General features: G+C 58.4%; 22 protein-coding genes and 1 pseudogene. 11 read left to right on the top strand and 12 right to left on the bottom strand.

Annotation, left to right across the window (positions count from 1 at the left end):
• Positions 1-14 precede the first annotated feature (14 nt).
• The 12 genes from ODJ80_RS02535 to ODJ80_RS02480 all read right to left on the bottom strand — a co-directional run bounded on the left by ODJ80_RS02535 (position 15) and on the right by ODJ80_RS02480 (position 14,355).
• Entirely contained in the window at positions 15-932 is a 918-nt protein-coding gene (locus ODJ80_RS02535) for a M14 family metallopeptidase (RefSeq protein ID WP_263040786.1), read from the bottom strand.
• On the bottom strand, positions 929-2,623 hold the full coding sequence (gene cydC, locus ODJ80_RS02530) for a thiol reductant ABC exporter subunit CydC (protein WP_263040785.1): 1,695 nt from the start codon (positions 2,621-2,623) through the stop codon (positions 929-931). Before cydC ends, ODJ80_RS02535 begins: the two co-directional genes overlap by 4 nt.
• A complete protein-coding gene (locus ODJ80_RS02525) occupies positions 2,616-4,376 on the bottom strand; it encodes an ABC transporter ATP-binding protein/permease (protein ID WP_263040784.1) in 1,761 nt (586 codons plus the stop codon). The genes cydC and ODJ80_RS02525 overlap by 8 nt, the downstream gene beginning before the upstream one ends.
• Positions 4,377-4,701: 325 nt before the next feature.
• Positions 4,702-6,444 carry an ABC transporter ATP-binding protein gene (locus ODJ80_RS02520; RefSeq protein WP_263040783.1) on the bottom strand — a complete coding sequence of 581 codons (1,743 nt, stop codon included), beginning with the start codon at positions 6,442-6,444 and terminating at the stop codon, positions 4,702-4,704.
• A gap of 16 nt (positions 6,445-6,460) precedes the next feature.
• Positions 6,461-8,254, bottom strand: coding sequence for an ABC transporter ATP-binding protein (locus ODJ80_RS02515; protein ID WP_263040782.1), 1,794 nt, complete (start codon positions 8,252-8,254; stop codon positions 6,461-6,463).
• 57 nt (positions 8,255-8,311) lie between these two features.
• Complete coding sequence (locus tag ODJ80_RS02510) at positions 8,312-8,929, bottom strand: TetR/AcrR family transcriptional regulator (RefSeq protein ID WP_263040781.1); 618 nt, start codon at positions 8,927-8,929, stop codon at positions 8,312-8,314.
• A 153-nt stretch (positions 8,930-9,082) separates the two neighbouring features.
• Positions 9,083-9,343 (bottom strand): hypothetical protein, encoded by a 261-nt coding sequence (locus ODJ80_RS02505; RefSeq protein ID WP_263040780.1) that lies wholly within the window; start codon positions 9,341-9,343, stop codon positions 9,083-9,085.
• 17 nt (positions 9,344-9,360) lie between these two features.
• The gene (locus ODJ80_RS02500; protein ID WP_263040779.1) at positions 9,361-11,469 is read right to left on the bottom strand and encodes a heavy metal translocating P-type ATPase; all 2,109 of its coding nucleotides are present in this window, start codon (positions 11,467-11,469) and stop codon (positions 9,361-9,363) included.
• 57 nt (positions 11,470-11,526) lie between these two features.
• Positions 11,527-11,790, bottom strand: coding sequence for a DUF6110 family protein (locus ODJ80_RS02495; RefSeq protein WP_442863882.1), 264 nt, complete (start codon positions 11,788-11,790; stop codon positions 11,527-11,529).
• Between the two features lie 202 nt (positions 11,791-11,992).
• The gene (locus ODJ80_RS02490) at positions 11,993-12,883 is read right to left on the bottom strand and encodes a helix-turn-helix transcriptional regulator (RefSeq protein WP_263040778.1); all 891 of its coding nucleotides are present in this window, start codon (positions 12,881-12,883) and stop codon (positions 11,993-11,995) included.
• 30 nt (positions 12,884-12,913) lie between these two features.
• Positions 12,914-13,720, bottom strand: coding sequence for a class I SAM-dependent methyltransferase (locus tag ODJ80_RS02485; RefSeq protein WP_263040777.1), 807 nt, complete (start codon positions 13,718-13,720; stop codon positions 12,914-12,916).
• A 2-nt stretch (positions 13,721-13,722) separates the two neighbouring features.
• On the bottom strand, positions 13,723-14,355 hold the full coding sequence (locus ODJ80_RS02480; RefSeq protein WP_263040776.1) for a GNAT family N-acetyltransferase: 633 nt from the start codon (positions 14,353-14,355) through the stop codon (positions 13,723-13,725).
• 689 nt (positions 14,356-15,044) lie between these two features.
• On the opposite strand from ODJ80_RS02480, the gene ODJ80_RS02475 reads away from it, so the two are divergent.
• The 11 genes and pseudogenes from ODJ80_RS02475 to ODJ80_RS02425 all read left to right on the top strand — a co-directional run bounded on the left by ODJ80_RS02475 (position 15,045) and on the right by ODJ80_RS02425 (position 24,036).
• A complete protein-coding gene (locus ODJ80_RS02475; protein WP_263040775.1) occupies positions 15,045-15,311 on the top strand; it encodes a helix-turn-helix domain-containing protein in 267 nt (88 codons plus the stop codon).
• Positions 15,312-15,772: 461 nt separating this feature from the next.
• Entirely contained in the window at positions 15,773-15,919 is a 147-nt protein-coding gene (locus tag ODJ80_RS02470) for an SHOCT domain-containing protein (RefSeq protein WP_263040774.1), read from the top strand.
• Between the two features lie 77 nt (positions 15,920-15,996).
• Entirely contained in the window at positions 15,997-17,520 is a 1,524-nt protein-coding gene (locus ODJ80_RS02465) for a recombinase family protein (RefSeq protein ID WP_263040773.1), read from the top strand.
• A complete protein-coding gene (locus ODJ80_RS02460) occupies positions 17,517-18,371 on the top strand; it encodes a recombinase family protein (protein WP_263040772.1) in 855 nt (284 codons plus the stop codon). The genes ODJ80_RS02465 and ODJ80_RS02460 overlap by 4 nt, the downstream gene beginning before the upstream one ends.
• Positions 18,368-20,002: a recombinase family protein gene (locus ODJ80_RS02455; RefSeq protein WP_263040771.1), complete on the top strand. Its 1,635-nt coding sequence runs from the start codon at positions 18,368-18,370 to the stop codon at positions 20,000-20,002. Before ODJ80_RS02460 ends, ODJ80_RS02455 begins: the two co-directional genes overlap by 4 nt.
• A 292-nt stretch (positions 20,003-20,294) precedes the next feature.
• Positions 20,295-20,618, top strand: coding sequence for a hypothetical protein (locus ODJ80_RS02450; protein ID WP_004613237.1), 324 nt, complete (start codon positions 20,295-20,297; stop codon positions 20,616-20,618).
• Between the two features lie 191 nt (positions 20,619-20,809).
• Positions 20,810-21,020 (top strand): annotated as a pseudogene (locus ODJ80_RS02445) (MobA/MobL family protein); the annotation flags it as partial.
• The gene (locus tag ODJ80_RS02440; RefSeq protein WP_263041020.1) at positions 21,017-21,808 is read left to right on the top strand and encodes a phosphoadenosine phosphosulfate reductase family protein; all 792 of its coding nucleotides are present in this window, start codon (positions 21,017-21,019) and stop codon (positions 21,806-21,808) included. The pseudogene ODJ80_RS02445 and the gene ODJ80_RS02440, both read left to right, overlap by 4 nt.
• Before the next feature lie 14 nt (positions 21,809-21,822).
• Entirely contained in the window at positions 21,823-21,975 is a 153-nt protein-coding gene (locus tag ODJ80_RS02435; protein WP_263040770.1) for a hypothetical protein, read from the top strand.
• Positions 21,976-21,991: 16 nt separating this feature from the next.
• Entirely contained in the window at positions 21,992-22,744 is a 753-nt protein-coding gene (locus ODJ80_RS02430) for a hypothetical protein (protein ID WP_263040769.1), read from the top strand.
• A 62-nt stretch (positions 22,745-22,806) separates the two neighbouring features.
• Positions 22,807-24,036, top strand: coding sequence for a HipA domain-containing protein (locus ODJ80_RS02425; protein ID WP_263040768.1), 1,230 nt, complete (start codon positions 22,807-22,809; stop codon positions 24,034-24,036).
• Positions 24,037-24,154: the final 118 nt, after the last annotated feature.

The following is a 24,154-nucleotide window of genomic DNA, read 5'->3' as shown; positions in this document are numbered from 1 at the left end:
TCATATAGGGAACCTCACAGCTTCCCATAGGCCACCAACGACGCGCCTTTCTCAATGCCCAGGGAAGCCGTCTGGTAGAGGATGACCCCGCTCGCCTTGGCGGTGACCCGGCATAAAACCTTGCCAAATAGATTCCGGATCTCCCCCAGCATCTCCCCTTCCCGGATGAAATCCCCAGCCGCTTTTGCGGGGTACCAGCAGCCGGACTCCGGGGCGTCCACGTAAAAGGCGGTGGTGATGACTTGGTGGGCTGCCGAGGACACCGGTTCGCCGTCCTCCAGGAAACCCAGGCCCCTGAGCAAGCGCAGCGCGTCCCTTTTATGGCCTTCGATGGCGCCGGGCTCTACCAGGCCACAGCCGCCCCGCTCCAGCAGAATGGCTGGCACACCCCGCTGTCCCGCCCAGCTGTAAAAGCCGTTTTCCGCGGAGGATTCCACCAGGTAGGGCACCGTGGTGAGCTCCGCCATCCGCCGGGAAACCGCCCGCACCTCCGGGGCGGCGGTGCCGTGGAAGTAGAGATGGGGCGTCAGGCTTTCGCAAAAGCCGCCGGAGTGAAAATCCACCAGATAGTCGGTGCGTTCGATAAACTCCTGCTCCAAAAAGGCGGCCAGCCGCTGGGCGGGGGTTCCCCCAGGATCGCCGGGGAATTCCCGATTTAGGTTCTTTCCGTCCTGGGGCACCACATCGGCGCTGCGCCGGAGGAACCCCTCATAATTACAGCAGTGGAGGAGGCGGATTGTGCCCCGCACCTGCCGGGGGTCCAGTTCCTGCGCCAGCTCCGTAAGGGCCTGCACCCCGGCGTATTCCCGGCTGTGGACCCCGGCCGAAAGGGTGATGGTCTCCCCTTTCTTCTCCCCGGTGAGCTCTGTCACGGGCAGGAGCATATCCGTGCCCGCCACCGGCAGCATGGTTTGGGATTTTGCGGCTTTCATTTCTCATTCCTCCTAACGTGTTGTTCTACGGCCCGGCCCTGTTCCAGGCGGACAATGCGGCCGCAGCCGGTGAGGGTGGAGGGCCGGTGGGACACAAGGAGCAGCAGCTTGTCCCGGCAGGCTTCCTCCAGCGTTTGCAGCAGCTCTTTTTCGTGGAGCACATCCAGACTGCTGGTGGGCTCGTCCATCACAATCACATCCGGGTTCAGCAGCAGCACACGGGCGATGCCCACCCGCTGGCGTTCTCCCCCGGAGAGCCGGGCGCCCATCTCCCCCATGGGGGTGTGGTAGCCCTGGGGCAGGGTTTCGATAAAGTCCGCCAACCCAGCCTGCCGGGCGGCCTCCCGTATCTCCTCCCTTGTAGCATCAGACTTCCCCAATGCGATATTCTCCCCCAGGCTGCCGCTGGTGAGGAAGGTCTCCTGCTCCAGCAGGGCGATGCGCCGGCGCAGTTCGTCGAGGGAAATCTCCTGGATTGGGATGCCGTTTACAGTGATCTGCCCCTGCTGGGGGTTCCAGAACCGCAGCAGCAGCCGCAGCACGGTGGATTTCCCCACGCCGCTCTCCCCCATGACGCCCACCTTCTCCCGGCCGGACAGGGTGAGGGAGAAGTTCCGCAGCACGGGATTCCCTCCGTAGGAAAAGCCCACCTGGTCAAAGCAGATCTCCCGGATGGGGCCGCAGGCCTTGGGGTGGGTAGGCTCCGTCACCTGGGGCTGGGTGTCCTCGATTTGGAACAAACGCTCGGCGGCGGCGTAGGTTTCCAGCAGGCTGGAGACCACCATGGTCAGCGACTGGGTGGAGGAAAAGGAGGCCGCCGCCACAAAGGAGAGCACCACCGTCCCCACCGGGTGGGGACTGCCCTGGGCCGCCAAATAGGAGGCCGTGGCGATAATGAGAATCCTGGCCAGGTACACAAAGAAGGTGGGGGCGCTGGACACCGTCTGCCGGTGGAGGGTCAGGCCGTGGGCAGCTTTGTTGATCTCCCGGTTCTTTTCCTCCACCTGGGCCAGGCGGGCCGGGCCAAAGCCGAAAATCTGGATGTCTTTTAGGCCGTAAACGCTCTCCAGTACCAAGGATTTCAACTCCCCCAGCCGGGTGCGGTAGCGCAGCCCCACGCCACGGCCCGCTTTCACGGCAATCAGCGGGAACACCACGCTGACTACCAGGTACACCGGCAGCAGCACGGCGGCGAACAGGGGGTGAAAGCACAGCGCCAGCCCCAGGGTGACGCAGGGCAGGATTACCACGGTGAACAGGGGGCCAATGGTGTGGGCGAAGAAAAACTCTACCGTCTCGATGTCGGACACGGCGATATTCAGGAGGTCCCCCTTTTGCCTGTCCATCAGGCAGGCAGGGGCCAGGGTTCGGATCTTCTCAAACAGGGTGACCCGCATGGAGGCCAACAGCTTGTAGGCCCCGGCGTGAGAGACCACACCCTCCACATACCGTCCCAGCACAATGAGCAGGGCGGAGAGGGCCATCAGCCCGGCAAACACCCAGAGGGAGCCCTCCACCCACCCGGCGCACCGGAGCAGCAGCAAAGCGCCAAAGCCCATAATCCCCATCTGGGCCAGGTTCCCCAGGATGCTGGCCAGGGTGGACACCGCCAGCGTCCCTTTCACCGGGGCGGCAATACGCAGCAGCCGGCCCGTCATCTGGGGGATGGAATAGGAAAACCGCTTAGACATGGCACAACCCCTCCTCTCCTTTGCGTTCCAGCTGGGCCTGTTCCTCTACCAGGCGGCGGTAGAGGCCCGGCTCCTCCATCAGCTCCCCATGGCTGCCCTGTTGGGCAATGGCGCCGTTTTCCAGCACATAGATCACATCGGCGCTGCGAATGGTGGACAGCCGGTGGGAGATGAGAACCAGCGTCCTGGTCTGGGCCAACTCCTCAATGCAGTTCCAGATTTCCCTCTCGCTCTCCATGTCCACACTGGAGGTGGCCTCGTCAAAAATGAGGTACTCCGCCCTGCTCAGCAACGCCCGGGCGATGCCCAGCTTCTGCCGCTGGCCTCCGGAAAGCTTGCCCCCGGAGTCCCCCACCGGGGTTTCCAGCCCTAGAGGCTGGGCGCGAACCCAGTCCCCCAGCCGCACTTGGTCCAGGGCCTCCAGTAAGTCCGCGTTAGTGGCGTTGGGATCGGCCATACGAAGATTCTCCGCGATGGTGCCGGAGAACAGGCTTACTGACTGTGGCACCAAAATCACCCGTTTTCGCAGCTCCTCCGGCGAGAAAGAGGTGTAGTCCCAGCCCTCCAGCAGGATGCGGCCCTGTTCCAGGTCGTAAAACCGCATGAGCAGGCTGGCGATGGTGGACTTCCCGCTGCCGGAAAGGCCCACCAGGGCCACTGTTTTCCCCCGGGGAACGTCCAGGGACACGTCCCGCAGAGCCGCCTGCCTCCCCTGGTAACCGAAAGATACGTGCTCCAGGCGGATTCCGTCAAAGGGCCGGTTCTGGCGGGGCAGGTCGGGATGGCAGGGCCGGGCGGTGTCGATATTCAAGAGCTTTTCCACTTTGTCCGCGGCGGAGACCCCGGCCAGGGCGGAGTGGGTTGCGTTCATCAGCTGGCGCACAGAGCCGAAGAATCCAAAGGACAGAAGCAGCACCATAAGCGCGCCGGAAAAGGACAGCTCCCCGGTGAGCAGCTGCCCAGCGGCCAGCACCGCCGCCACCGCCACCGAAGCGTAGATGAGCCCATCCGTCAGGAGGAAAGAGGAGAAGTTCACCTTCATCACCCCCATCACTTTGCGGTTGAAGTCCTGGGACTTTTCCTCTAAAAGCCGCTGGCGGTCCCCGTCCCTGCCAAAGAGCTTGAAGGTACTCAGCCCCCGGACATTCTCCAGATAGGTGCCGGTCAGGTCCTCCATGGAGGCCCAATAGCCGGATTTCAGCTTCTCGATGTGCCCCCGGAACAGGTTGTTCACCGGCAGCAGCACCAGAGAAACTACAAACAGTACCGCCGCCGGGAGAAAGGACACCTGGCCCATCCTCCAGAAGAGGTAGAAAGGGGCTGCCAGGCAGTAAAGTAGCCCCGGCAGGTATTTGCTGTAATAGACCTGCATGGCCTCCACCCCGTCCACAGCGGAGGTAATGGCGGAAACGGGGCCGATCCTTTCGATATTGCCCACGTCCAGCTCCAGCGCTTTGGAGAAAATGGCCCGCCGCAGGGAAAGCCGGGCTTTAGCGGTGCAGCGGTACTCCGCCTCGCCGGTGAGGAGCTCCGCCCCCAGCAGCAGCAGAGCCGTCAGCAGCGCCGAAAGGACAGCCTGCCCCGCGGCGGCCGCCGTCATCTGGGGGCTTGTCAGGTCCCCCAAAAAACCGGAAATAATCTGGGCAAAAGCCGCCGTGCCTACCAGGGCCGCCACCTTCAGCCCCGCGATGAGAAAAATCCACCCCCACAGGCCTTTCGCCATCCGCAAGAGGGTTTTGTTGAGTAAGAGCATAGTTTCTTCCACCTTCCAGAAATTGCGCTTCGCCTAGAAAAGCGCCAGGTTAGTTGCAGCTAATCGCAGAAATTAGTATACGCCCTCCCCTCCATCTTTGTCAAGGTGGGGAAACAAGCAGAACGTTTCCCTTTATTTTTTCATGCAGGAATAGGATATATGGAATATATACTGGATGCGTACCATTCTGGATGGGCTGGCTAAAGAAATACAATACTGGATACAGGCGAAAAAAGAAACGCAGGGAGAGGTATTCCTCTGACCGGCGTTTCTATAAATGCGCTCTTTATGAATCCGCAATGTCTCTACTGTATATGGAAGCCGTTTATCTAATTTGCCACCTAGCGCTCTCACTTTGAAGCTCCACCATGCGGCGGTAGAGGCCGCCTTGCTCCATCAGCTCCGCCGGCCTGCCCTGCTGGGCCACATGGCCGTCCTCCAGCACCACGATGTGGTCGGCTCCCGCCACGGTGCGCATCCGGTGGGCGATGACCAGCACCGTCTTGCCCCGGAGGAGCCGGGACAGGGCCTCCTGCACCTTTGTCTCGTTCTCCACGTCCAGGCTGGCGGTGGCCTCGTCCAGAAGGACGATGGGGGCGTCCTTTAGGAGCGCCCGGGCAATAGAGATACGCTGCCGCTCCCCACCGGAGAGCTTGGTGCCATTCTCTCCAATCGAGGTGTCGTAGCCCTGGGGAAGCCGCTGTACAAACTCATCACAATTTGCGGCTTTGGCGGCGGCGCGCACCTCCTCGTCGGTGGCCCCCCGTTTGCCCAGGCGGATGTTCTCCATGACAGTGTCATCAAAGAGCACCACATCCTGGAACACCATGGAGTAATCGGTGAGCAGCACCTCCGGGTCCACAGAGGCGATGTCCACACCACCCACCCGGACGGTCCCCTCAGTGGCATCCCACAACCGGGCGGCCAGCCGGGCGCAGGTGCTCTTGCCAGAGCCGGAGGGCCCCACCAGCGCTGTGACCTCCCCCTCCTTGGCGGTGAAGCTCACGTCCCGGAGCACCTGCTTTTTGTCGTAGGCGAAGCCCACATGGTCGAAAACAATGTCGTGGCCCTGTGGACGGAAAGTCTCCACTCCCTTGGCGATGGGAGTTTCGTAGATCTCGTTGATGCGGTCGGCGGACACTTGGGAAACAAACATCTCCGCGATGAGGGCCAGGCTCTGGTCGAAGGGGGCATACACCCGGGTGATGACCAGAAGGAACAGGAACAGCACCATGAAGTTGATCTGCCCAGAGAGGATCAGGCTGGCTCCCGTCAGGATGGTGGTGGCCACCCCCAGGCGCATGATGACGCTGGCGGCGTTGACAAACAATCCGGTGGTCAGCTCGCCTTGGATGGTGACCTTCTCGTGCTGGTCGATCTTCTCATAGAGGCCGCAGAGATACCGCTCCTCCTGATTGGAGGCCCGAATCTCCCTGACGTTCTCCAAGGCCTCCTGGATGCCGTCGGAGACCCGAAGGGCGGCTTTCTTTGTTATCTCGGAGCTCCGGGCCGCGACCCTCCGGCTTCCGAACAGCAGACCAAATGCCACCGGCACCCCCCACAGGCAGGCGAGCATCAGCCGCCAGTCGTAGAAAAGCAGGCACAGGGCAACGATGGCGGTGGAGATGTAGGCCCCGTACAGGTAGCCTAGCACGTGGCTCCACACGTGTTCCATCCGGTTCACGTCCCCCATGATGGTTTCAGTTAAGTCCGCCAGGTCCCGTTTGCCGAAGTAGCCCAAGGGGAGTTTCCGCAGCCGCTCCGCCAGGCGCAGGCGGGTGGTTTTGACCTCGCCGTACACCAGGCCGTAGGTGGCCCGGTACTGCTGCAGGTGCGTCACAAAGGACAGCAGGACGAACCCCAACGTCAGGGCCAGGGGCAGCGCCGCCCCCGGCAGGGGCGCGCCGTCCGTCAGGGTATCCATGAAGCCCCCAATCAGCAGGTACAGGATGCCCATGCCGCCCATGACCACCAGGTTGGTAATGACAGTCCAGAACGCGCCGCTCTTGGTGTTTTTCAGGCCCTGGTCGGTCAGGGCGTATTTGCGCTGGAATTTTTTGCCGAACATTTCCCTCGCCCCTTTCTTACTGCTCGCTGATGATTTTCCACTGGACCGCCCGGTTGTAGTCCGCCCACATTTTGGCGTACAGCCCGCTGGCGGCGGCCAGTTCCCCGTGCGTACCCTGTTCCACCACGCGCCCTTGGTCCAGGACAAGAATCTTGTCCGCCCCCACCACGGTGGACAGGCGGTGGGCGATCATGATGACCGTGCGGCCCTTCGTCAACTGGGCGAAGGCTTTCTGAATCAGGGCCTCGTTCTCCGGGTCGGCAAAGGCGGTGGCCTCGTCCAGCACTACGATGGGGGCATCCTTTAAAATAGCCCGGGCTAATGCCACACGCTGCTGCTCCCCGCCGGAGAGGTAGGTACCCTCCGTGCCGATCACAGTGTCCATGCCCTTTGGCAGCTTTTCCAGGATGTCTCCGCACTGGGCGGCCATGAGGGCAGCGAGCACCTGCTCCCGGGTGGCCTCCGGCCTTGCGGCCCGGACGTTCTCTAGGATGGAGGTCTTGAACAGCCGGCTGTTCTGAAAAACGAAAGCGACCTGTTCCATGAGCGCGTGGGGGTCCATGTCCCGCACATCCACGCCGCCCACCGTCACCGCGCCGGAGGACACGTCCCAGAACCGGGGAATCAGGCTGGCGGCGGTGGTCTTGCCGCCCCCGGAGGGGCCTACCAGCGCTACGGTCTGCCCCGGCTCCACGGTGAAAGAGACGTGGGACAGGGCGGGCGTCTCCGCCCCGTCGTAGGTGAAGCTCACGTCCTGAAACTCCACCCGGCTGCCCTGGGGCGTTTTGGGACGCTCCGGCGCTTTCAGCTCTGGGGCGTCCATGACCGTGGAGATGCGGCCCAGGGCGGTGCTGGCCAGCATGATGCCGGAGGAGGCGAACATAATCCGCGCCAGCGCCGTGGAGATGATGGCGGAGAACACCGCGTAAAAGGCGAAATTGGTGATGAACCCAGCCAGGTCCCCGGCGGCCAAAGCCCCTGGGGCCAGGAACAGGGCCACCGGCACCAGGAACACGAAAGCGCCCTCGGTGACGGTAAGATTGATGGACTGGGGCGTCCGGCACACATCCGCCTGGTAATGCTCGGCCTTGGCGCTGTACTCCTCGATGGCCTGCTGAAAGGCCTTGAAGGAATAGACCGTCTGCTGGAAGATCTTCACCACCGGGATGCCCCGGACATACTCGGTACCCGCCTTGGTCATGCGGTCCTGGGCCGCCTGGTACTCCGCCATAATCTGGGCGTTCTTGCCCCCCATCATGGCGAACATGGTGAGAATGGAGATTACCGCCGCCAGCAGGCAGGCGCAGCCCATCCGCCAATCAAAGACGAACAGCAGCGCCAGCATGGCCACGAACAGGACGATGGTCCCCACGATATCCGCCAGATTGTGGGCCAGCAGGGTCTCTGTGTCTGCGGCAGCCGCGTCCAGCCGTCCCCGGATGAGGCCGGAGGCGTTGGCGTCGAACCAGCCCAGGGGTGCGTCCATCACATGGGCCACCCCCCGCTTGCGGATGTTGGCCGCCGTGCGGAAAGCCGCAAGATGGGTGCACATCAGCCCCAAAAAGTACAGCGCGATGCCGCCGAACGCGGCCCCGAAGGCCAGCCACCCGTACCGGGCAACGCTCTGGGCTTGGGCCCAGTTAGGGGCCACGGCAATCAGGTCCCGGGTCGCCAGCCAGACGCAAAGGTAGGGAACCATACTGCACACCATGGACACCGCTGACAGGCCCAGGCCCAGAAAGGTCAGCCTTCTGTGGCTCCCCGCGTAGTCCAATAGGGTCGCGATATCGCTTTGTTTCTTTTGCTTCATGGAAAAACCTCCTTAAAAGTTAGTTTATACTAACCAATGTTCAAAAAAAGACAGGGATCATTCCCCCATCAATTTCAGCCATCCTCCGGTATAAAACTGGCGGAACTGTTCCACGTCCCGCATGGCCTGTTCCCAAGGCATATCGTGGACCACAATCTCAAAGAGTCCGCTGAACATACCGCTGGCGATGATATGGCAAAGGGACTGGCTCAGCTCCGGCACATCCCGACCCAGATGCCGCAGCACCTCCATATAGCGGAGGGTGGATTCCACCTCTACCTCCACCATGTTGTGGACGAAGTGCTCGTACCCAGTGCCCTCCGCCCCGCAAAGGAGCAGCTTCACCGGCTCCCGGTGTTGGCAGATGTAGTCCACCATCCACTTCACATAGGTGCCGGATTCCTCCCCCATGTGAACCGCCTGCTCCTCCTCGGGCAGCTCGGCAAAAGAGGTCTGTGCCTCCATGAACCGGCCCATCAGCACCTTGGCGTGGGGCTCCACGATGGAGGCGAACAGCGCTTCCTTGCTGGAGAAGTACCCGTAGAAGGCCCCAGTGGTCACCCCGGCGTTCTTCACGATTTGCCGCAGGGAGGCCCCCTGGAAGCCCTTCTCCAGGAACTCCGTCAGAGCGGCCTCCTGGATTTTCTCCAATGTTGTGCCAGATTTTTCTTCCATGGGGCTCCTCCTTATAGCGCCGTTATATAACATTGTTATAGTACAGCCGCCAGGCTCATTTGTCAAGAGGCGCAGGAAAATTTTCTACGGCGCAGGATGAAAAATGCCCGGCGTACTGTCGCACGCCGGGCCATTCGCATATAAAATCGCCGTTTACGGTTTGCGCCGGAAAAGATACGCCGCGCCGAACAGGCCCAGAAGAACACCGCCCAGAATCTGAAAGCCAGTTACTGCGCTCTGCATGAGCAGCACATAGCTCTGGGTATCCATACCGCCATATATCGAAAGATAATTTCCAATATAGGCGTTACTGCCAGCAGCACCAACAATGCGCCGACCACAGCGCCGATCAGATAGAATACATCCTTCTACATATTTCGCCCTCCGTTCGGTCGATAATCGAAATAAACTCATGCGGGGTTTTCCGAGCTTTACAGCTCCTTCACTACCTTTATCTCTTGCCCGTCCACCGGCAGAGCGCTCATGCTGTGAAGGCTCACCCCCAGAGTGGACAGGTTGTGGAGCATGGCGGAGGTGGCAGGAGGAAGCAGCCCCAATACTCCCAGGCCGATGAGCGCCCCGTTGAAGCCGATGACGAAACGGTAGTTGTTCTGGATGCGGTGCATCAGGGCCATGGCCAGTTGCCGCAGGCGCGCCAGCTCCCACAGACTGTCGGCGGCGATGGTGATGTCGGCGATTTCCCGGGCAATGGCCGCTCCGTCGCTGATGGCGATGCCCGCGTCCGCTTCGGAGAGGGCTGGGGAATCGTTGATGCCGTCCCCCACCATGAGGACGGTATGCCCTTCCCGCCGCAGGGCGGCAACATAGTCCGCCTTGTCTGAGGGAAGCACCCCGGCCCGGAAGTCGTCTACCCCCAGCTGCTCGGCGATGGCGGCGGCGGTGCGGGGGCTGTCCCCGGTAAGCATGACCGCGTTTTTCACGCCCAGGCCCCGCAGGGCGGAAAGCACGTCCTTCGCCTCCTCCCGCAGAGGATCGGAGATGCAGATCACGGCGGAGAGCACTCCATCAATGGCAAGATAGAGCTGGGAATACTCCGGGGGCAGGGAGTCGAACTTAGCCTGTTCGCCCTCCGGGATGGTCACCATTTCATCTTCGAAGATGAAGTGGGCGCTGCCGATACGCACCTGCTCCCCATCCACCGAACTGGCGATGCCGTGAGCCACTAGGTATTCCACCTTCGCATGGCGTTCCTCATGATTCAGCCCACGGCGGCGGGCCTCCTCCACCACGGCGTTGGCCATGGAGTGGGGGAAGTGCTCCTCCAGGCACGCGGCCAGGCGCAGCATCTCCGTCTCCTCCATACCGTTGAAGGGAATGACCCGGGCCACCCGGGGGCAGGCGTGGGTCAGGGTGCCAGTCTTGTCAAAGACAATGGTGTCAGCCTTGGCAACCGCTTCCAGGAATTTGCCGCCTTTCACGGTGATGTGCTCCCGGCCCGCCTCCCGCATGGCTGAGAGCACCGACAGGGGCATGGCCAGCTTCAGCGCGCAGGAGAAGTCCACCATGAGCACCGACAGGGCCCGGGTCACATTTCGGGTGAGCGCCAGACTCAGCAGGCTCCCGGCGAAGGTGTAGGGCACCAGTTTGTCCGCCAAGCCGGACGCCTTGGCCTCGGCGGCAGACTTCATCTGTTCGGACCGCTGGATCATCTCCACAATCTGGTCGTAACGGCCCTGGCCGGAGACTTGCTTTACCTCCAGGACGCACTCACCTTCCTCCACTACGGTACCGGCGTACACCGCGCCGCCGGGAGTCTTGGCCACGGGGACGGATTCACCGGTGAGGGAGGCCTGGTTCACGGTGACCTCCCCCTCCGCCACTACGCCGTCCAGGGGGATGACGCCCCCGGCCCGGACCAGCACCCGATCGCAGGGTTTTACCTGGCCGATGGGGGTGAGCACCTCGCCGGCCGAACTTTGCAGCCACACCCGGTCCACGTTGAGGGACAGGCTCTCCGCCAGGTCGGCCACGGATTTCTTCCTCGTCCAGTCCTCCAGCAGCTCGCCGATCTCCAGCAGGAACATGACCATCCCCGCGGTGCCGAAGTCCCGGCGGCAGGCGGAGATGCCGATGGACAGGGCGTCCAGCAGTTCCACCTTCAGCTTGCCCCGGCCCAGACATCGAAGGCCTTTGCGGATGAATGGCACCATGTGCCATACTACCCGAGCGACGCGCAAGGGAGCGGGCAGAAACAGAGCCGAAGCCCCCTTCATAAGCACCTTGCCCACAAGCTTCTCTTGAAACTCCCGGTTCAATTCCCGGACACTGTGACCGGGCAGGGTAACTGTTTCCTCCGCTTTAGCCCAGGTGAAGCCGCCGATGGCGGATAGCACCATCTCCCGGTCACCCGCATAGGTCACAATAACGCAGCAGGTGCGCTCGTGGACCACGGCCTCTTTTGTCCAGGGCTGTCCTTTCAGCCAGGTCTCCAGCAGGTCCGCCTGCCGGATGGTCATATTCTTCTGCCGGAGCCGCAGGCGCATCCTGCCCCGGCTCTCGTGTTCGATGGTAGCTCTCATAGCAAATCTCTCCTCATGGAAAAAGGGAGCCGTTTCCCGGCTCCCCTCCGCGTTTTTTCAGGCCTCCTGGCCCTCTACCTGAGCCTCGGCTTCCTTTGTGGCCCGGTCCTCGTTGATGTCCTTGGCGGCTGCCAGAATGTCGGCGGCGTTCTCTTGGACAGATGTAACGGTTTCCATTACACTGTCCTTCATCCGCAGGCCAGCGGCGGTAATGTGGGTATAGACCTTCTTGGCGTCCTTGCTGGCGAGCAGCTTTACGCCGGCGGAGCCAAACAGGACGCCGCCCACGAAGCAGGCCAGTCTAACATAGTGCTTCATCATGGGGAATTCTTCCTTTCTGCTCTATATTATTTGCGTTTGTAGCCCGTGATCATCACCATGACCATGCAGATCACGGCGCCCCAGGCCCAGAAGCGATGTTGTTTCATCAAGATCCCCTCCTGTCTGGAAACAAACATGTCTCTTTGCGTATTGAAATATTATAGCAGAGGAAGAAGTCCGTGTATCACTAAATCGGACAAGGTTATGCCAATTCGGACATTTTCCGATATACAGCCGGCGTCATGCCGTACTGCCGTCGAAAGGCGGCAGAGAACTGGCTGGCGCTGCTGTATCCCACCGATTGGGCTACCCCCAACACGCTGAGGGAGGAGCCCCGCAGTAGTTGGGCTGCCCGCTCCATCCGCCGCTGCCGCAGCCAAGCGTGGACGGGTAGGCCATACAACCGACGGAATTCCTCCTTAAACGCAGTGGCGGAGAGGCAAGCCCGGCGGCTCAGAACAGGGATGGTGAGAGGCTCGTCCAGGTGCTCTTCCATGTACCGGCGGGTTTCCGCCAGCGAGCGGGCAATATTCCGTTCCGGCATAGAACCTGGAAACGCATCTATCTTCTGTTCCTCCTGGGCGGAGAGCAGATAGAGCAGCTCCACCGACTTCCACACGCACCAGCGTGCCCGCTCGCTTTTGGGAAGGTTGTCCAGGTCGGCAAAGGCTGCCCGGCTCCATTGCGTAGGGCCTACCACCGCGCAGCCGCCCCGGCTGGCCATCCAATTCCGGACCCGGGTTGTGTCCAAAGTCAACCTGCCCAGTAAATCACAAATGGTTTGCAGGCTTTCCCGGGCGTTCCGGGCGTCCACCGCCACCAAAACGCCCTCCAAGGGTGCGTCCACGTTGGCCCCGGCTAGATTGGAGAGGTCCGTGAGAATCAGCACCTGCTGGGCGCTGGCGGTCAGGAATGACCCTTCCCGCCGGGTCAAGGTCACGGACCCCCGCAGGCAGAACAGGGTCTCAAAGCGCAGGCGTTCCAGTTGGAGCGGCAGGGGAAAAGTCCCCTCCTCCAGAGAGAACAGGCAGGCCCGTGCGCCGGGCATTACCGGTGTCCAGTCTCCCCGGTCAGCTAGAAATTCCGCTAACATCCGTTCGCCTCCTCTTCTTGACGCTATCCATCACTTTCGGCCCACCAGCATCCGGGAATCCCCCAGCATCATCATGGCTGCACGCCGGCGGGAGCCGAAGGCCTCCTGGGCCATGTCGATGAGCCGAACCTCCGTATAGCCCATATCCCGCAGCTCCTGGGCGAACTCCTCCATGTCCCCGTACATCCGGGGCTTCATGTCATCGTTGAGGGCGAACACGCCGCCCTTTTTCAGCACCCGAAGGGTCTCCAACAGCAACGCCCGCTTGTCCGCACCCATGACGTTGTGATACACATAGTTGCTCACCACGGCGTCAAAGCTCCCGTCCGGGAAGTCCAGCTTGTTCGCGTCCCCATGCTGGAACCGGCATCGGGCTGCCACACCTTCGCTCCCGGCGTTTTTCTCGCACATGGTCTGGCCGTAGCCGTAGGCCGCACCCCAATAGTCGATGCCGGTGACCTCGGCCTCCAGCCAGGTAAGCGCCGCCCGGATGGACAGCGCCCCGGAGCCGCAGCCCACCTCTAAGAGGCTGCCCTGGCCGTTGAAATCCAAATGGGAGAGGACGACCTGATGTACCCGCTCCATCATCCCTCCGCCCCCGAAGGCGTACTGTTTCCGGATCCATGTGATCCAGACCAGCAGGGCCAGCAGCGCCGCCGCGACAACAGAGAACAGGATACCCAGTGCGGCGATGCGGAACACCGCAAAGGACAGGGCGTCCAGTGCCGCCGATAGGGCCAGCAGAGCGCCTACCATGTAAAAGACCGGGTTGGACATCCAACTACCATAGTCCTCCCCGTGAGTCCCCAAGCGGATTTCCCTTTCTCTCCCCTCCATATTCACCGCTCCTTCCCACGGTATTCATAGACCATTGTCCGCTCACCGGAGCTGTCGGGAAATGGCTTTTCCCAGATAATGCAAAAACCCCGCTTCTCGTAAAACTCCCAGGAGGCCAGGGTATTGGTCAACAGGCGGATAGAACCAGCACCGTCAGCCTGGGCCCGGCTGATAAATCGGGTGACTAAGGCAGTACCTACTCCTTTTCGATAGGCCTTTCGGGAAGAGAGGGCTACCAATTCCAAATCACAGCCCTGGAAAGGCTCCTCTTCCCGTTGCCGCAGCTGGCGGAAAAAGGCATCGAACTGCGCTTGAAACGCCGGAGACAGTTTGTAGCCCTTTAGATAGAACTTCAAAAACATGGCCAGCCACCGGCCGTAATGACGCTCGGTGTCGCTTCTGCCAGCAAGACGCTTATCAAAAGATTTGTTGTACTTGCCGCAGACGAAGCCGCCTACCTGTCCGTCCGATGCTACCGCCACATAAGAAAAGCTGCACTTTTCAATAAGAACCTGGGCGTAATCGCGCAAAAAGGCTCGGTCATTCCCATCGATCGGGCCTGTAAAAAAGCCCTCAAAAAAGCACTGGCCGCAGGCCGCCGCGTCTTTCTCCTGGTATGGGCGGACTATAAACATAAGCGTACCACCTTCCATGGCAATTTTGTAAGCTCTGTCTGAGTGTTATTATAGTTAGTTGTAACTAATCTGTCAAGAAAAAATAGCCATGGTTGCGTACCCTACTCCTTTTTGCCTCGCTTGTCAGCAAATGGAAACTCTCCACCAGATGTTTCCGCGCCCACAAATACAAACCGGCGCACACGGTCTTCAATTCTCACAATTCGAAGCCCTGGTTTCACCGCCACACGCATCTTCAGGAGCCCCACCAAGTGAAGTCAGGGTGGTGCGGGGAAAAAACGCAGGAATGTTTCCATGGCAACCGACACAATCGAGTTAATCTATGAAAAAATCACCTTCACAACCCCGTTTTGACAAAACATTCTGTTGAAATTAGGTATACTTTCCTCAGAACCTGGGGAAAACTAGTGACCCTTGCCAGCTTGCCCCTAACGGGGGCAGTAAATGGCGTACTGGCGATACCGAAGTAAATACCACCCAGGAGGCATCTCTCCCCAACCCCAACACATTGAGGCCGTAGTCGTATGGATGACTGCGGCCTTTTTGTATGCCCATTGGGATTTTTCTGCATCGCCTGCACGAATAATCCGTCATCTCCCTCGTTCTCCTCCCCCGTCTGATTTCGGTCGCCCAATACCCAGAATCAGATTGGAGGAATCCTTGTGAAATATAATCCGAAGGAATTTGGAATGAGAATTACGAAGTTGCGTAAGGAGCGTGGAAAAACTCAACAAGAAATGGCTGACTTATTACATACTAGCCTGGATAATTACCGAGGAATCGAGAAAGGCAGGCGAAACCCCTCCCTTGACCTGCTGGTAACTCTATCTGACACTTTTAACACGACCTTAGATTGCTTGGTCTTGGGACGGACAACCCTAGCGGATAGTAGGCGCGTCCAGCGGGAATTAGAGGACATCATAAGCCAGATTGGCCGGCTAAAAGACTCCATCTAACCCCCAAACCGTGACAAATCTGCACGGTACCGTGACAACTAGGCACTCTGAAACCGCATCGGAATACGCTACAATATAATCACAGCCAGGAAAGGCTGCGGACCTTGAAAACCGAACAAGTCAGTGTACGCATACGGCACCCTCTGACCAGGAGCCACCGGGAGAATTCCCAGCAGGCGGGCGGCACCCGCCTGGGCGGTGAGAGGCAGAGGGCATCGAGCACTTCCGTCCAGCCACAGAGTCACGCAATGGGGACGGCCGGGTGAGAACCACGCGGGGTGAGAATCCATGAGGGCAGGCAAGCCGCTGCCCGTGTTGTACACTCCCTCCACTGAGGGGTGCGAGGCAAATATCGGTGATACGAACGATTCGAAATCAGATTTCAAGATAGAATACACGGGCACAGTCGTGTTCGGCTGCGCCCGTCCTTGTGTCTTGAACGGAACAAAGGAGGAACCGCTGTGAAACTGGAGAATTCAATCAACTACTATTACACTGTGCTGGCTTTGCGTCTCCTGCTGGAGCGGGGCCTCATCAGCGAGGATGAGTACGGCAAAATCTGTAGGTACAACGCCGAATTTTTCAAGCCGGGGAGGGAGTACATCTAGCCACATTGGGTATGGACTTCCGCCCCGGATTCTGGTAATGTCCGTGGTGGAGGTGAGAGAAAGTGGCCCAAGTGCAGATGATTCAACCATACCAACCGCAAAGCGACGCACTGGAAAAGGTGGCCGCATACTGCCGGGTGTCCACCGACTCCAAGGACCAGCTCAACTCCTACCGCACCCAGATCGGGTACTACACCAATTTCATCGCCCAGCACCCTGGCTGGGAGCTGGTGGACATTTACGCGGATGAGGGCATCTCAGGCACCAGCCTGGAGAAGCGGGACGAATTCAAACGGATGCTCCAAGACTGCCGGGCTGGGAAGATCCAGCGAATCCTGGTGAAGTCCGTTTCCCGGTTCGCCCGCAATACACTGGAACTCATCGAGACCACGCGCGAGTTGAAAGACTTGGGCGTGGTCGTTGTTTTTGAGGAGCAGGGCATCGACACCGCCCAAATGCTGGGGGAGATGCAGCTGACCCTCCTGGCCATGGCCGCCCAGGAGGAAAGCACCTCCATCTCAAAAAATATGCGGTGGAGCATCCAGAAGAGGATGGAAAGTGGCTCATTTGTCACGAACTACGCTCCATTTGGCTATCGCTTGGAAGGTGGAGTCCTCTTTCCCGAACCGGAAGAAGCGAGGGTAGTTAAAGCGGTTTTCACTCTATTCCTCTCCGGACGAGGTGCATTGTCCATTGCAAAAGAGTTGAACGCAGATCAGATCCCAACCCGTCACGGCGGAAAGTGGGGGAGAAGCAGTGTGGAGTATCTCCTGAAAAACGAGCGCTACATGGGAGACGCCATTGTGCAGAAGCGGTACAGAACTCCCACAATCCCCACAACCCGCAGGATAAACCATGGCGAACTCCCCATGTATCATATTCACGGCTGCCATGAGCCGATTGTTCCAAAAGAGGTTTTTGAACAGGCCCAGCGTTTACTCGCCCAACGTGCTGTGCATACAGACAGAGGAGAAGGAGGAAGCGTTTCCCTTAAAATGGAGTGTCCTGACTGCGGTAACCAATTCCGCAGGATGAAAATTCGAAACACCTATTATTGGGGATGCCGGAATCGGGAAAATAACGGTTCTCCCTGCACTAAGATTCGTTGCAAAGAAACTCAGGTACAAATGGCCTTTCTCACCATGGTGGGGAAATTGTACACAAATATAAATGTAATTATTCCAAGTATCTTCTCCCTCCTGGAAGAGATCGCCGCCCGGCAGGAGCGGGGCAACGCCAAGCTCTATGAGCTGAACACGGCCCTGGCGGACTTAAATGAAAAGGCCCACACCCTCCAGCGGCTCCATAACAAAGGTTTCATTGAGGATGCTGACTTCCGGGAGCAGAGCGACGCCCTGGCGTCCCAGCGGAAGAAGCTAAGCGACCAGCGCGCCCAGGCCATCCACGGCAGCAAGGCATTGGAAACCCTGGACAAACTGAGAGAATTACAGGACACACTGGCCGCTCTCCCGGAAATCCCCTGGGAATTCGACATGGACTTGTTCGACCAGCTGGTAGAAAAAATCGTGCCCATTAGTAACACGGAGCTGCTTTTCAAATTGAAATGCGGGCTGGAACTGAAGGAGGTGATCCCCCAGTGAGAAACCGCAGCATTCCATTCGGATACTATTACCAGAACGGCGTCCTGGCGGTACACCCCCAGGAGAGCCAGACCGTGCGGACGGTGTTCATGGCGTACCTCAGCGGGGAGCCTCTCAGCAAAATCGCCGCCCGCCTTACTGCCAAGCTGGTGGAATATCTCCCAGGCCGCTGGCAATGGGACAAGGCTCGGGTGAAGCGCATCCTGGACAACACCAAGTACATAGGAAACGGAGAGTATCCTCCCATTATAAAAGAAAAGGATTTTCAGATGGCCCACCAGCAAAAGGAAAGTGCCAACACCAACCGCCAGCCTGTGGACGAGGACGTCAAGTTGTTCAAGGGCCTGACCCACTGCCACCACTGCGGCGGTCTCATGGTGCGGCGGATGGATTCCCGCATGGAGCACCCTGTCACCTGGAAGTGCCCCCAGTGCGGCTACTTTCTTCCTCTGCCCGATGAGGAATTCAAACAGCGGGTGTTCCTCCTCCAGAAAAAACTGGCGGACAAGCCCCTGCTGGCAGAAAAAGAGGAAGATGAAATCCAGGTCACCTCTATGGAGGCCCGGCGGCTCACCAACGTGATTTTCCGTAAGCTGGACAGCGGCGATTTCTCTGAGGATGAGCTGGTGAATTTAGCCCTGCAATGTGCGGCGAAAAACTATGAAGCGATCAGCAGCGCCCGACACATTACAGATAGATTGACAGCGACCCTGCTCCACGCCGGGCCGCTGTCCGCTTTTGATAGAGAACTGTTCCAGCGGACAGTTTCTGAAATACACCTCACACGGAAAGGGGAGATCCTCTTGAAGCTGCAAAACGGCGTGTTCATCGAAGAAGGTGACGCCCCGTGAAGTCCGCTGTCCCACGAGAGCCGAGAAAGGTCACCATCATTCCTGCTACCCCAAAGCGAATGGAACCAGGCAATGCGTCCCGTCAAAAGCTTCGGGTGGCAGCCTACTGCCGAGTGAGCACCGACTCGGAAGAACAGATCAACAGCTATAAAAACCAGCTTGCCTACTACACCGAGAAAATCAACAGCAAAACGGAGTGGAAGTTCGCCGGCGTCTACGCCGACGAGGGCATCACCGGCACCAGCATGAAGCATCGGGAGGACTTCAAGCGGATGCTCCGGGCCTGCCGGGAGGGGCGCATCGACCTGATCCTTTGCAAATCCGTTTCGAGATTCGGGCGCAACAGCGTGGACGTGCTCCGTACCATCCGGGCCCTGCGGGAGCGGGGCATTGGGGTGCTATTCGAGAAAGAGGCTGTGGATACCCGCACCATGAACTCCGAGTTGATCCTGGCCTTTCACAGCGCATTTTCACAGTCCGAGTCGGAGTCCATCAGCGGCAACGTCCGCTGGGGGCTGCGGAAAGCCTACGAGAACGGCACCATCTCCATCGGCCCCAACCTGTACGGGTTCCGCAAAGGGCAGGACGGCGGGGTGGAAATCGATGAAGAAAAAGCTACCGTCATCCGACAAATCGCCCGGTGGTTCCTGGACGGGGACAGCCTCCACGCCATTGCGGACAAGCTTGCCCAGCGCTACATCCCCAGCCCCAAAGGCAAGGACACCTGGAGCACCGCCACTCTACGCTCCCTCCTCACCAATGAGAAGTACAAAGGGGACGCCCTCCTCCAAAAGACCTACCGGCCCAGCCTGTTCTCCGACCGGGCGGTGCAGAACGATGGCGACCTACCCAAATATTATGTAGAGGGCGTGCTGCCCCGTATCCTGGAACCAGAGACATTCAATCGCATCCAAGAAGAACTGGCGAAGCGCAGCGCAAAACGTCCCACTTCTGAGAAAGCGAAAACTCCCTTTGGACGGTACAGCGGCAAATATGCCCTGTCCACCCTGGTAGTGTGCGGCAAGTGCGGAGCGCTTTATCGCCGGGTCACTTGGTACCGGAAATGCGAAAAGCAAATCATGTGGCGCTGTGGCACCCGGCTGGACGGCAAATCCAACTGCCCGGATTCCCCCACCTTGGAGGAAAACAAACTCCAATCCGCCGTCATGGAGGCCATCTCCCAGCAATACATCCACAAAGAGGAAACCCTGGGAGTTACCATGCAGAGCATCCGCTCCGTGCTGACCCCGGAGACAGCGGACAGCGAATACGCCATCCGCACCAAGATCAACGAGTTGCAGAAAGAGAAAAAAGACCTCATCGCCAGGGCCCTGGCCGAGAACGATGACGGCAAGTACGACTTCCAGTTTGCCCGCATCAAGCAGGAGCTGGAGGGGCTTCAGGCCCAGCTGGAGGGGGTGCAGGCCACGCAAAAGACCCAGGCGATGGATGAAAAACGGATGGAGGAAATCGCCGCCCTGCTGGAGAAATTCAAGGAAAACGGCCTCTCCTTCGATGACCTGCTGGTTCGCAAGGTGGTGGAAACCATCCGGGTGGAATCAGCGGAAAAACTGGAAATCACGTTCAAGGATGGGAACCGGAAGGTGGTTGAATTGCCTGGGAGAAAGTGAACTCTCAGAGGTTGATATACCCACAGTTTCTTCGTATAATAATAGTGTCAGGTACTCCAAATCATACAGGGGACGCTACGCTTCCCCTGCGCTGGCTGCCGCCAGCTACCCTTTTGTGGACTTGCCATCTGGGGACACCTTGCGTTGCAAGCTGTTCCCAGCCGACAAGTTTCATAAAATATGCTATCTTTTCGATAGGCAATAAAGTATAATAAAGTCAATAATAAAGTCAGCAATAAATCGTAATTTATCAGAAAATGAGGAATAGTTGAAATGGAGGCGCTATAATAACATGAAGATTGAAGGGAACCAGAAAGAACTGGATGCAATGGTAGAATTTCATAAGGGAAACCGTGTCGAGGGGCTGAGACTGCAAGAAGAATTTGCAGCGGAATTTCGTAAGGAGTATAAAGACAAAGATCACTGTCCTTGCCTGAAAGCCTGTCGTTATCACGGAAACTGCAAGGAATGTGTAGCAATCCACAGAGCGCATCAGGAACATGTTCCTAATTGTATGCGACCATTGATTAATAAAAAATTGAAATTGATGTCAGAATTAACAGAGCATACCTTGGCAAATGAAATAGAAGCTCCACATGAGATTTTAAGAAAATAGGCAAGTCAAATTTCAGTTTGTTAGCTTTACATCGGGTCAACTTGTCCCGAACTTTTACAACTAAATACCCGCCGCTCACACAGCGGCACACCGAGCAGGAAATCTGAAAAAGGTATCCTGCTTTTTTTCTGCCCAAAATGAGGTGGTAAAACGCCACCCCATCCACCAATTAGCGAAAGGAGGGACACGAAATGCCCTGTCCACACAACGAAATCACGATTGTTCAGCGCAGCCAGCGACAGTCTGCGGTTGCCGCCGCTGCTTACCAAAGCGGCGAAAAGCTGTTCTGTGAATACGACCAGCAAGTAAAGCACTACCCGGAAAAGCGTGGTATCGTCCACAATGAAATCCTGCTCCCGGCAAATGCCCCACAGGAATATGCAGACCGCAATACTTTATTGGCCTACTCCGGCGGCAAGGACAGCGAGGTCTGCTTAGAGCTGTGCCGGCGTGCACACATCCCACTGGAGGTCATCCACCACCTGACCACAGCGGACGCTCCGGAAACCATCTATCACGTTCAAAACGTGTTTCGTCAACTGGAGTTGGAGGGTATTGCCTGCGCTTTCCACAAACCCCTTTACCGAGGAAAACCCACCAGTATGTGGAGCTTGATTGTCCAGAAGGGCTGGCCCCCCACCCGGAAACAGCGATACTGCTGCCAAGTTCTAAAAGAGAGCGGCGCGCCGCACCGGGCGGTGGCGCTGGGCGTCCGGGCCGCGGAGAGTCAAAACAGGAAGGACTCCGCCGTGGCGGAGCAGCAGGGCAGCAGTCGCAGAGAGGTCCAACGCTTTGACTTCGACAACGGTGATGAACGGATTGTAGCCCCCTGCCAGCAGAAAGCCGAAATAAAGATTCATCCAATCGTGGATTGGAGTGACTCAGACGTGTGGTCGTTCCTGCGGGACGCCAAGGTGGACGTCAACCCCGTGTACAATCTGGGTTTTCAGCGGGTGGGCTGCGTTGGCTGTCCTATGGCGGGGAAAGTCCGGTACCGGGAATTTCGCGTATGGCCTGCTTTTGAAAAGCTCTACCGGACCGCCTTTGACAAAATGCTCCATAGACGATGGGCAGAGGGTAAATTAAACTCCTGGCACTCAGCAGACGAGGTCTTCCGCTGGTGGATGGAGGATCGCAATGTAACCGGTCAACTCGACCTGTTTGGCGGGGAAGTTGGTCTGCCCACCTAAAAACTGAAAAGGGGATGATTTCAATAGATTTCACCTACACTATCCAACTCACCGAAGCCCAGTACGCCGCCCTCTTGGACCGGGCAGCGGAGCTGGAAATCCCACTGGAGGACTTGCTCCTCCAGGCCATGCAAAATTACTTAGAGGAGAGTGACAACTTTGCCTGAAATGAAAGGGATCACCGTGAAGATCCCCGCTGACCTTCACGCGGAAGTAAAAGCCTACATCGAGGCCCACGGCATGACCATGGGTGAATTCATCGCCCAGGCTGTGGACAACGAGCTGCATCCCAAAATTCAAATTACACAGGAGGACAAAAATATGGAACGTATGCGAACCCTGGCCTTCCAAGTGCCGGACAGCCTATTTCAGCGTGTGAAAGCCTACTTGGAGCGAAACCACATGACACAAAAGCAATTCGTCATCGGCCTAATCGAGTCGGAAATTGAGCAGGACGAAGCCCAGTATCAGGCCAGCCACCCAGCAGAACAGGAGGACAAGGAAGAATCTGATGACCAAGCCGAGGACGAAGAAATGGAGGAAGAACTCCAGGACGAGTTTGCCCCCCAAGAGGCCCAGGAAGGCCCCGGCACCGAACTGGAGGAACAACCCGCAGCCGACCAGAACCCCGCCCCCGTGGACGATTTTGAGGCCGGTTCCGAGGAAGTTTCCCAGGAGGATGACGGGGCCGAGGAAACCGGGGAGGAAGAAGCCCAAGAAACAGAAGAAGTGTTCGAGGACAGCGAGGTTTTAGAAAGTGATAGTCTGGATGATGTAGAAGAAGTAGAGGACACCGAGCTGGAGGAAGCCCAGGAGGACTCCTTGGAAGATGAGGAATCACAGGAGGATGAAGAAGCCTGGGAAGAATCTACCGACCAGGAGGACGCTCAGGACGAGGAAGAAGAACAGTCCTTCCAGCCCAGCATGGCCTGGTAATTTCGTTGCGCCCATGCCATGCATCGTGTATACTACAAAGCAAGAGAAAGGAGGCGGCACCCGTGAACTACACCCTGATGCACAAGGACATCCCTGTTGCGGATTTGACCTTAGATGAGACCACCGGCAGCATCCAGCGGATTGACGCACTCTTTCGTGGGGGGCACCTGCCTGTGGGCGTCTCTGTCCGTCGTGGCATGGCAGACCGGGCCGCCCTCAACGAGTGGTGGGAGGACCGCTCCATCCCTGCCAGCCGTTCCGGGCTGCGGGAAGCGCTGGAAACCATGGGAGTGACCAGCTCCAAGCTGCTTCTCACCCGCTGCTACGGCCTGAGCCTGTCCGATCGCTATTGGATCAAACCGGTGGGCAGCGGCCTCACCTGGCACAGCGTCAATTTCTTTGAAAACTCTTTTTCCGAAGATGTAGGCGATGCTCTCTTTGGTGCCCCCGCGAAAAAGGAGGGGTTCGACTTCAGCTCTCCGGACAACACCTCGGACGGCTTCCTTAAAAAGCGCTGGAAGATTCTGGACGACAAACGGTGCCTTATCAAGGCAGGCAGCCCGCCCTTTTTGCAGCAACCCTTCAACGAGGTGATTGCTTCCAAAATGGCAGATCGCCTGGGGATTCCCCACATCCCCTACACCTTACTGTGGGACGGTGGCATTCCTTACAGCGTGTGCGAGGATTTCGTCACCCCGTACACGGAGCTGATCCCCGCCTGGCGGGTGATGCAAGTCCAGAAGAAGGACAACCAGACCTCTGTGTACCAGCATTACAGAAATTGCTGTAACGTTTTGGAAATCCCGAATGTGGCCCACGCCCTGGACCAGATGATGGTGCTGGACTACCTCATCGCCAATGAGGACAGGCACTTCAACAACTTCGGGCTGCTCCGTAACCCGGACACCCTGGAATGGCTTGGGCCGGCGCCCATCTATGACAGCGGTTCCTCCCTGGATTATGACAAGCTGACACCCCAAATTCGTTCCGGACGAAATATCACCTGCAAGCCCTTCAAGAAAACCCACCAGGATCAACTTCGACTGGTGACCTCTTTTGACTGGCTTGACCTCTCCAAGCTGGACGGCGTTGACCAGGACATCCGGGAGGTGTTCACTGGCGCGGAGGAATTCATCGACAAAGAGCGGGTGGAGGCTATCATCGCCTCGGTGAATCAGCGCATCCAGATGTTGGAAACTTTCGTCCTCACCCAGCGGCCACAGGAAGATTCCACTGAAAACGATGTGGAGCGAAATGTGGCGGCGGAATATGGGATGGGGCAGCAACACTAAAAAGCGCAACTACCCATTTTATCTATGATACAATAAAAGTATAGGAATCTCAACAAGAATTGACAAAATACGTCCCATAGGACGTGGTAGACTGCTGTACGGATTGGTAAGATTTTCC

This window comes from Acutalibacter sp. LFL-21 (assembly GCF_025630755.1).
GTDB classification, from domain to species: domain Bacteria; phylum Bacillota; class Clostridia; order Oscillospirales; family Acutalibacteraceae; genus Acutalibacter; species Acutalibacter stercoravium.
The sequence above is the reverse complement of the archived record's forward strand: the minus strand, read 5'-3'. Positions and strand labels throughout refer to the sequence as shown.

Excerpts from the sequence above, each read along its gene's own strand:
- ODJ80_RS02535 (WP_263040786.1), bottom strand. The coding sequence starts at position 932 with ATGAAAGCCGCAAAATCCCAAACCATGCTGCCGGTGGCGGGCACGGAT.
- cydC (WP_263040785.1), bottom strand. The coding sequence starts at position 2,623 with ATGTCTAAGCGGTTTTCCTATTCCATCCCCCAGATGACGGGCCGGCTG.
- ODJ80_RS02525 (WP_263040784.1), bottom strand. The coding sequence starts at position 4,376 with ATGCTCTTACTCAACAAAACCCTCTTGCGGATGGCGAAAGGCCTGTGG.
- ODJ80_RS02520 (WP_263040783.1), bottom strand. The coding sequence starts at position 6,444 with ATGTTCGGCAAAAAATTCCAGCGCAAATACGCCCTGACCGACCAGGGC.
- ODJ80_RS02515 (WP_263040782.1), bottom strand. The coding sequence starts at position 8,254 with ATGAAGCAAAAGAAACAAAGCGATATCGCGACCCTATTGGACTACGCG.
- ODJ80_RS02510 (WP_263040781.1), bottom strand. The coding sequence starts at position 8,929 with ATGGAAGAAAAATCTGGCACAACATTGGAGAAAATCCAGGAGGCCGCT.
- ODJ80_RS02505 (WP_263040780.1), bottom strand. The coding sequence starts at position 9,343 with ATGAGTTTATTTCGATTATCGACCGAACGGAGGGCGAAATATGTAGAA.
- ODJ80_RS02500 (WP_263040779.1), bottom strand. The coding sequence starts at position 11,469 with ATGAGAGCTACCATCGAACACGAGAGCCGGGGCAGGATGCGCCTGCGG.
- ODJ80_RS02495 (WP_442863882.1), bottom strand. The coding sequence starts at position 11,790 with ATGATGAAGCACTATGTTAGACTGGCCTGCTTCGTGGGCGGCGTCCTG.
- ODJ80_RS02490 (WP_263040778.1), bottom strand. The coding sequence starts at position 12,883 with ATGTTAGCGGAATTTCTAGCTGACCGGGGAGACTGGACACCGGTAATG.
- ODJ80_RS02485 (WP_263040777.1), bottom strand. The coding sequence starts at position 13,720 with ATGGAGGGGAGAGAAAGGGAAATCCGCTTGGGGACTCACGGGGAGGAC.
- ODJ80_RS02480 (WP_263040776.1), bottom strand. The coding sequence starts at position 14,355 with ATGTTTATAGTCCGCCCATACCAGGAGAAAGACGCGGCGGCCTGCGGC.
- ODJ80_RS02475 (WP_263040775.1), top strand. The coding sequence starts at position 15,045 with ATGAGAATTACGAAGTTGCGTAAGGAGCGTGGAAAAACTCAACAAGAA.
- ODJ80_RS02465 (WP_263040773.1), top strand. The coding sequence starts at position 15,997 with ATGATTCAACCATACCAACCGCAAAGCGACGCACTGGAAAAGGTGGCC.
- ODJ80_RS02450 (WP_004613237.1), top strand. The coding sequence starts at position 20,295 with ATGAAGATTGAAGGGAACCAGAAAGAACTGGATGCAATGGTAGAATTT.
- ODJ80_RS02435 (WP_263040770.1), top strand. The coding sequence starts at position 21,823 with ATGATTTCAATAGATTTCACCTACACTATCCAACTCACCGAAGCCCAG.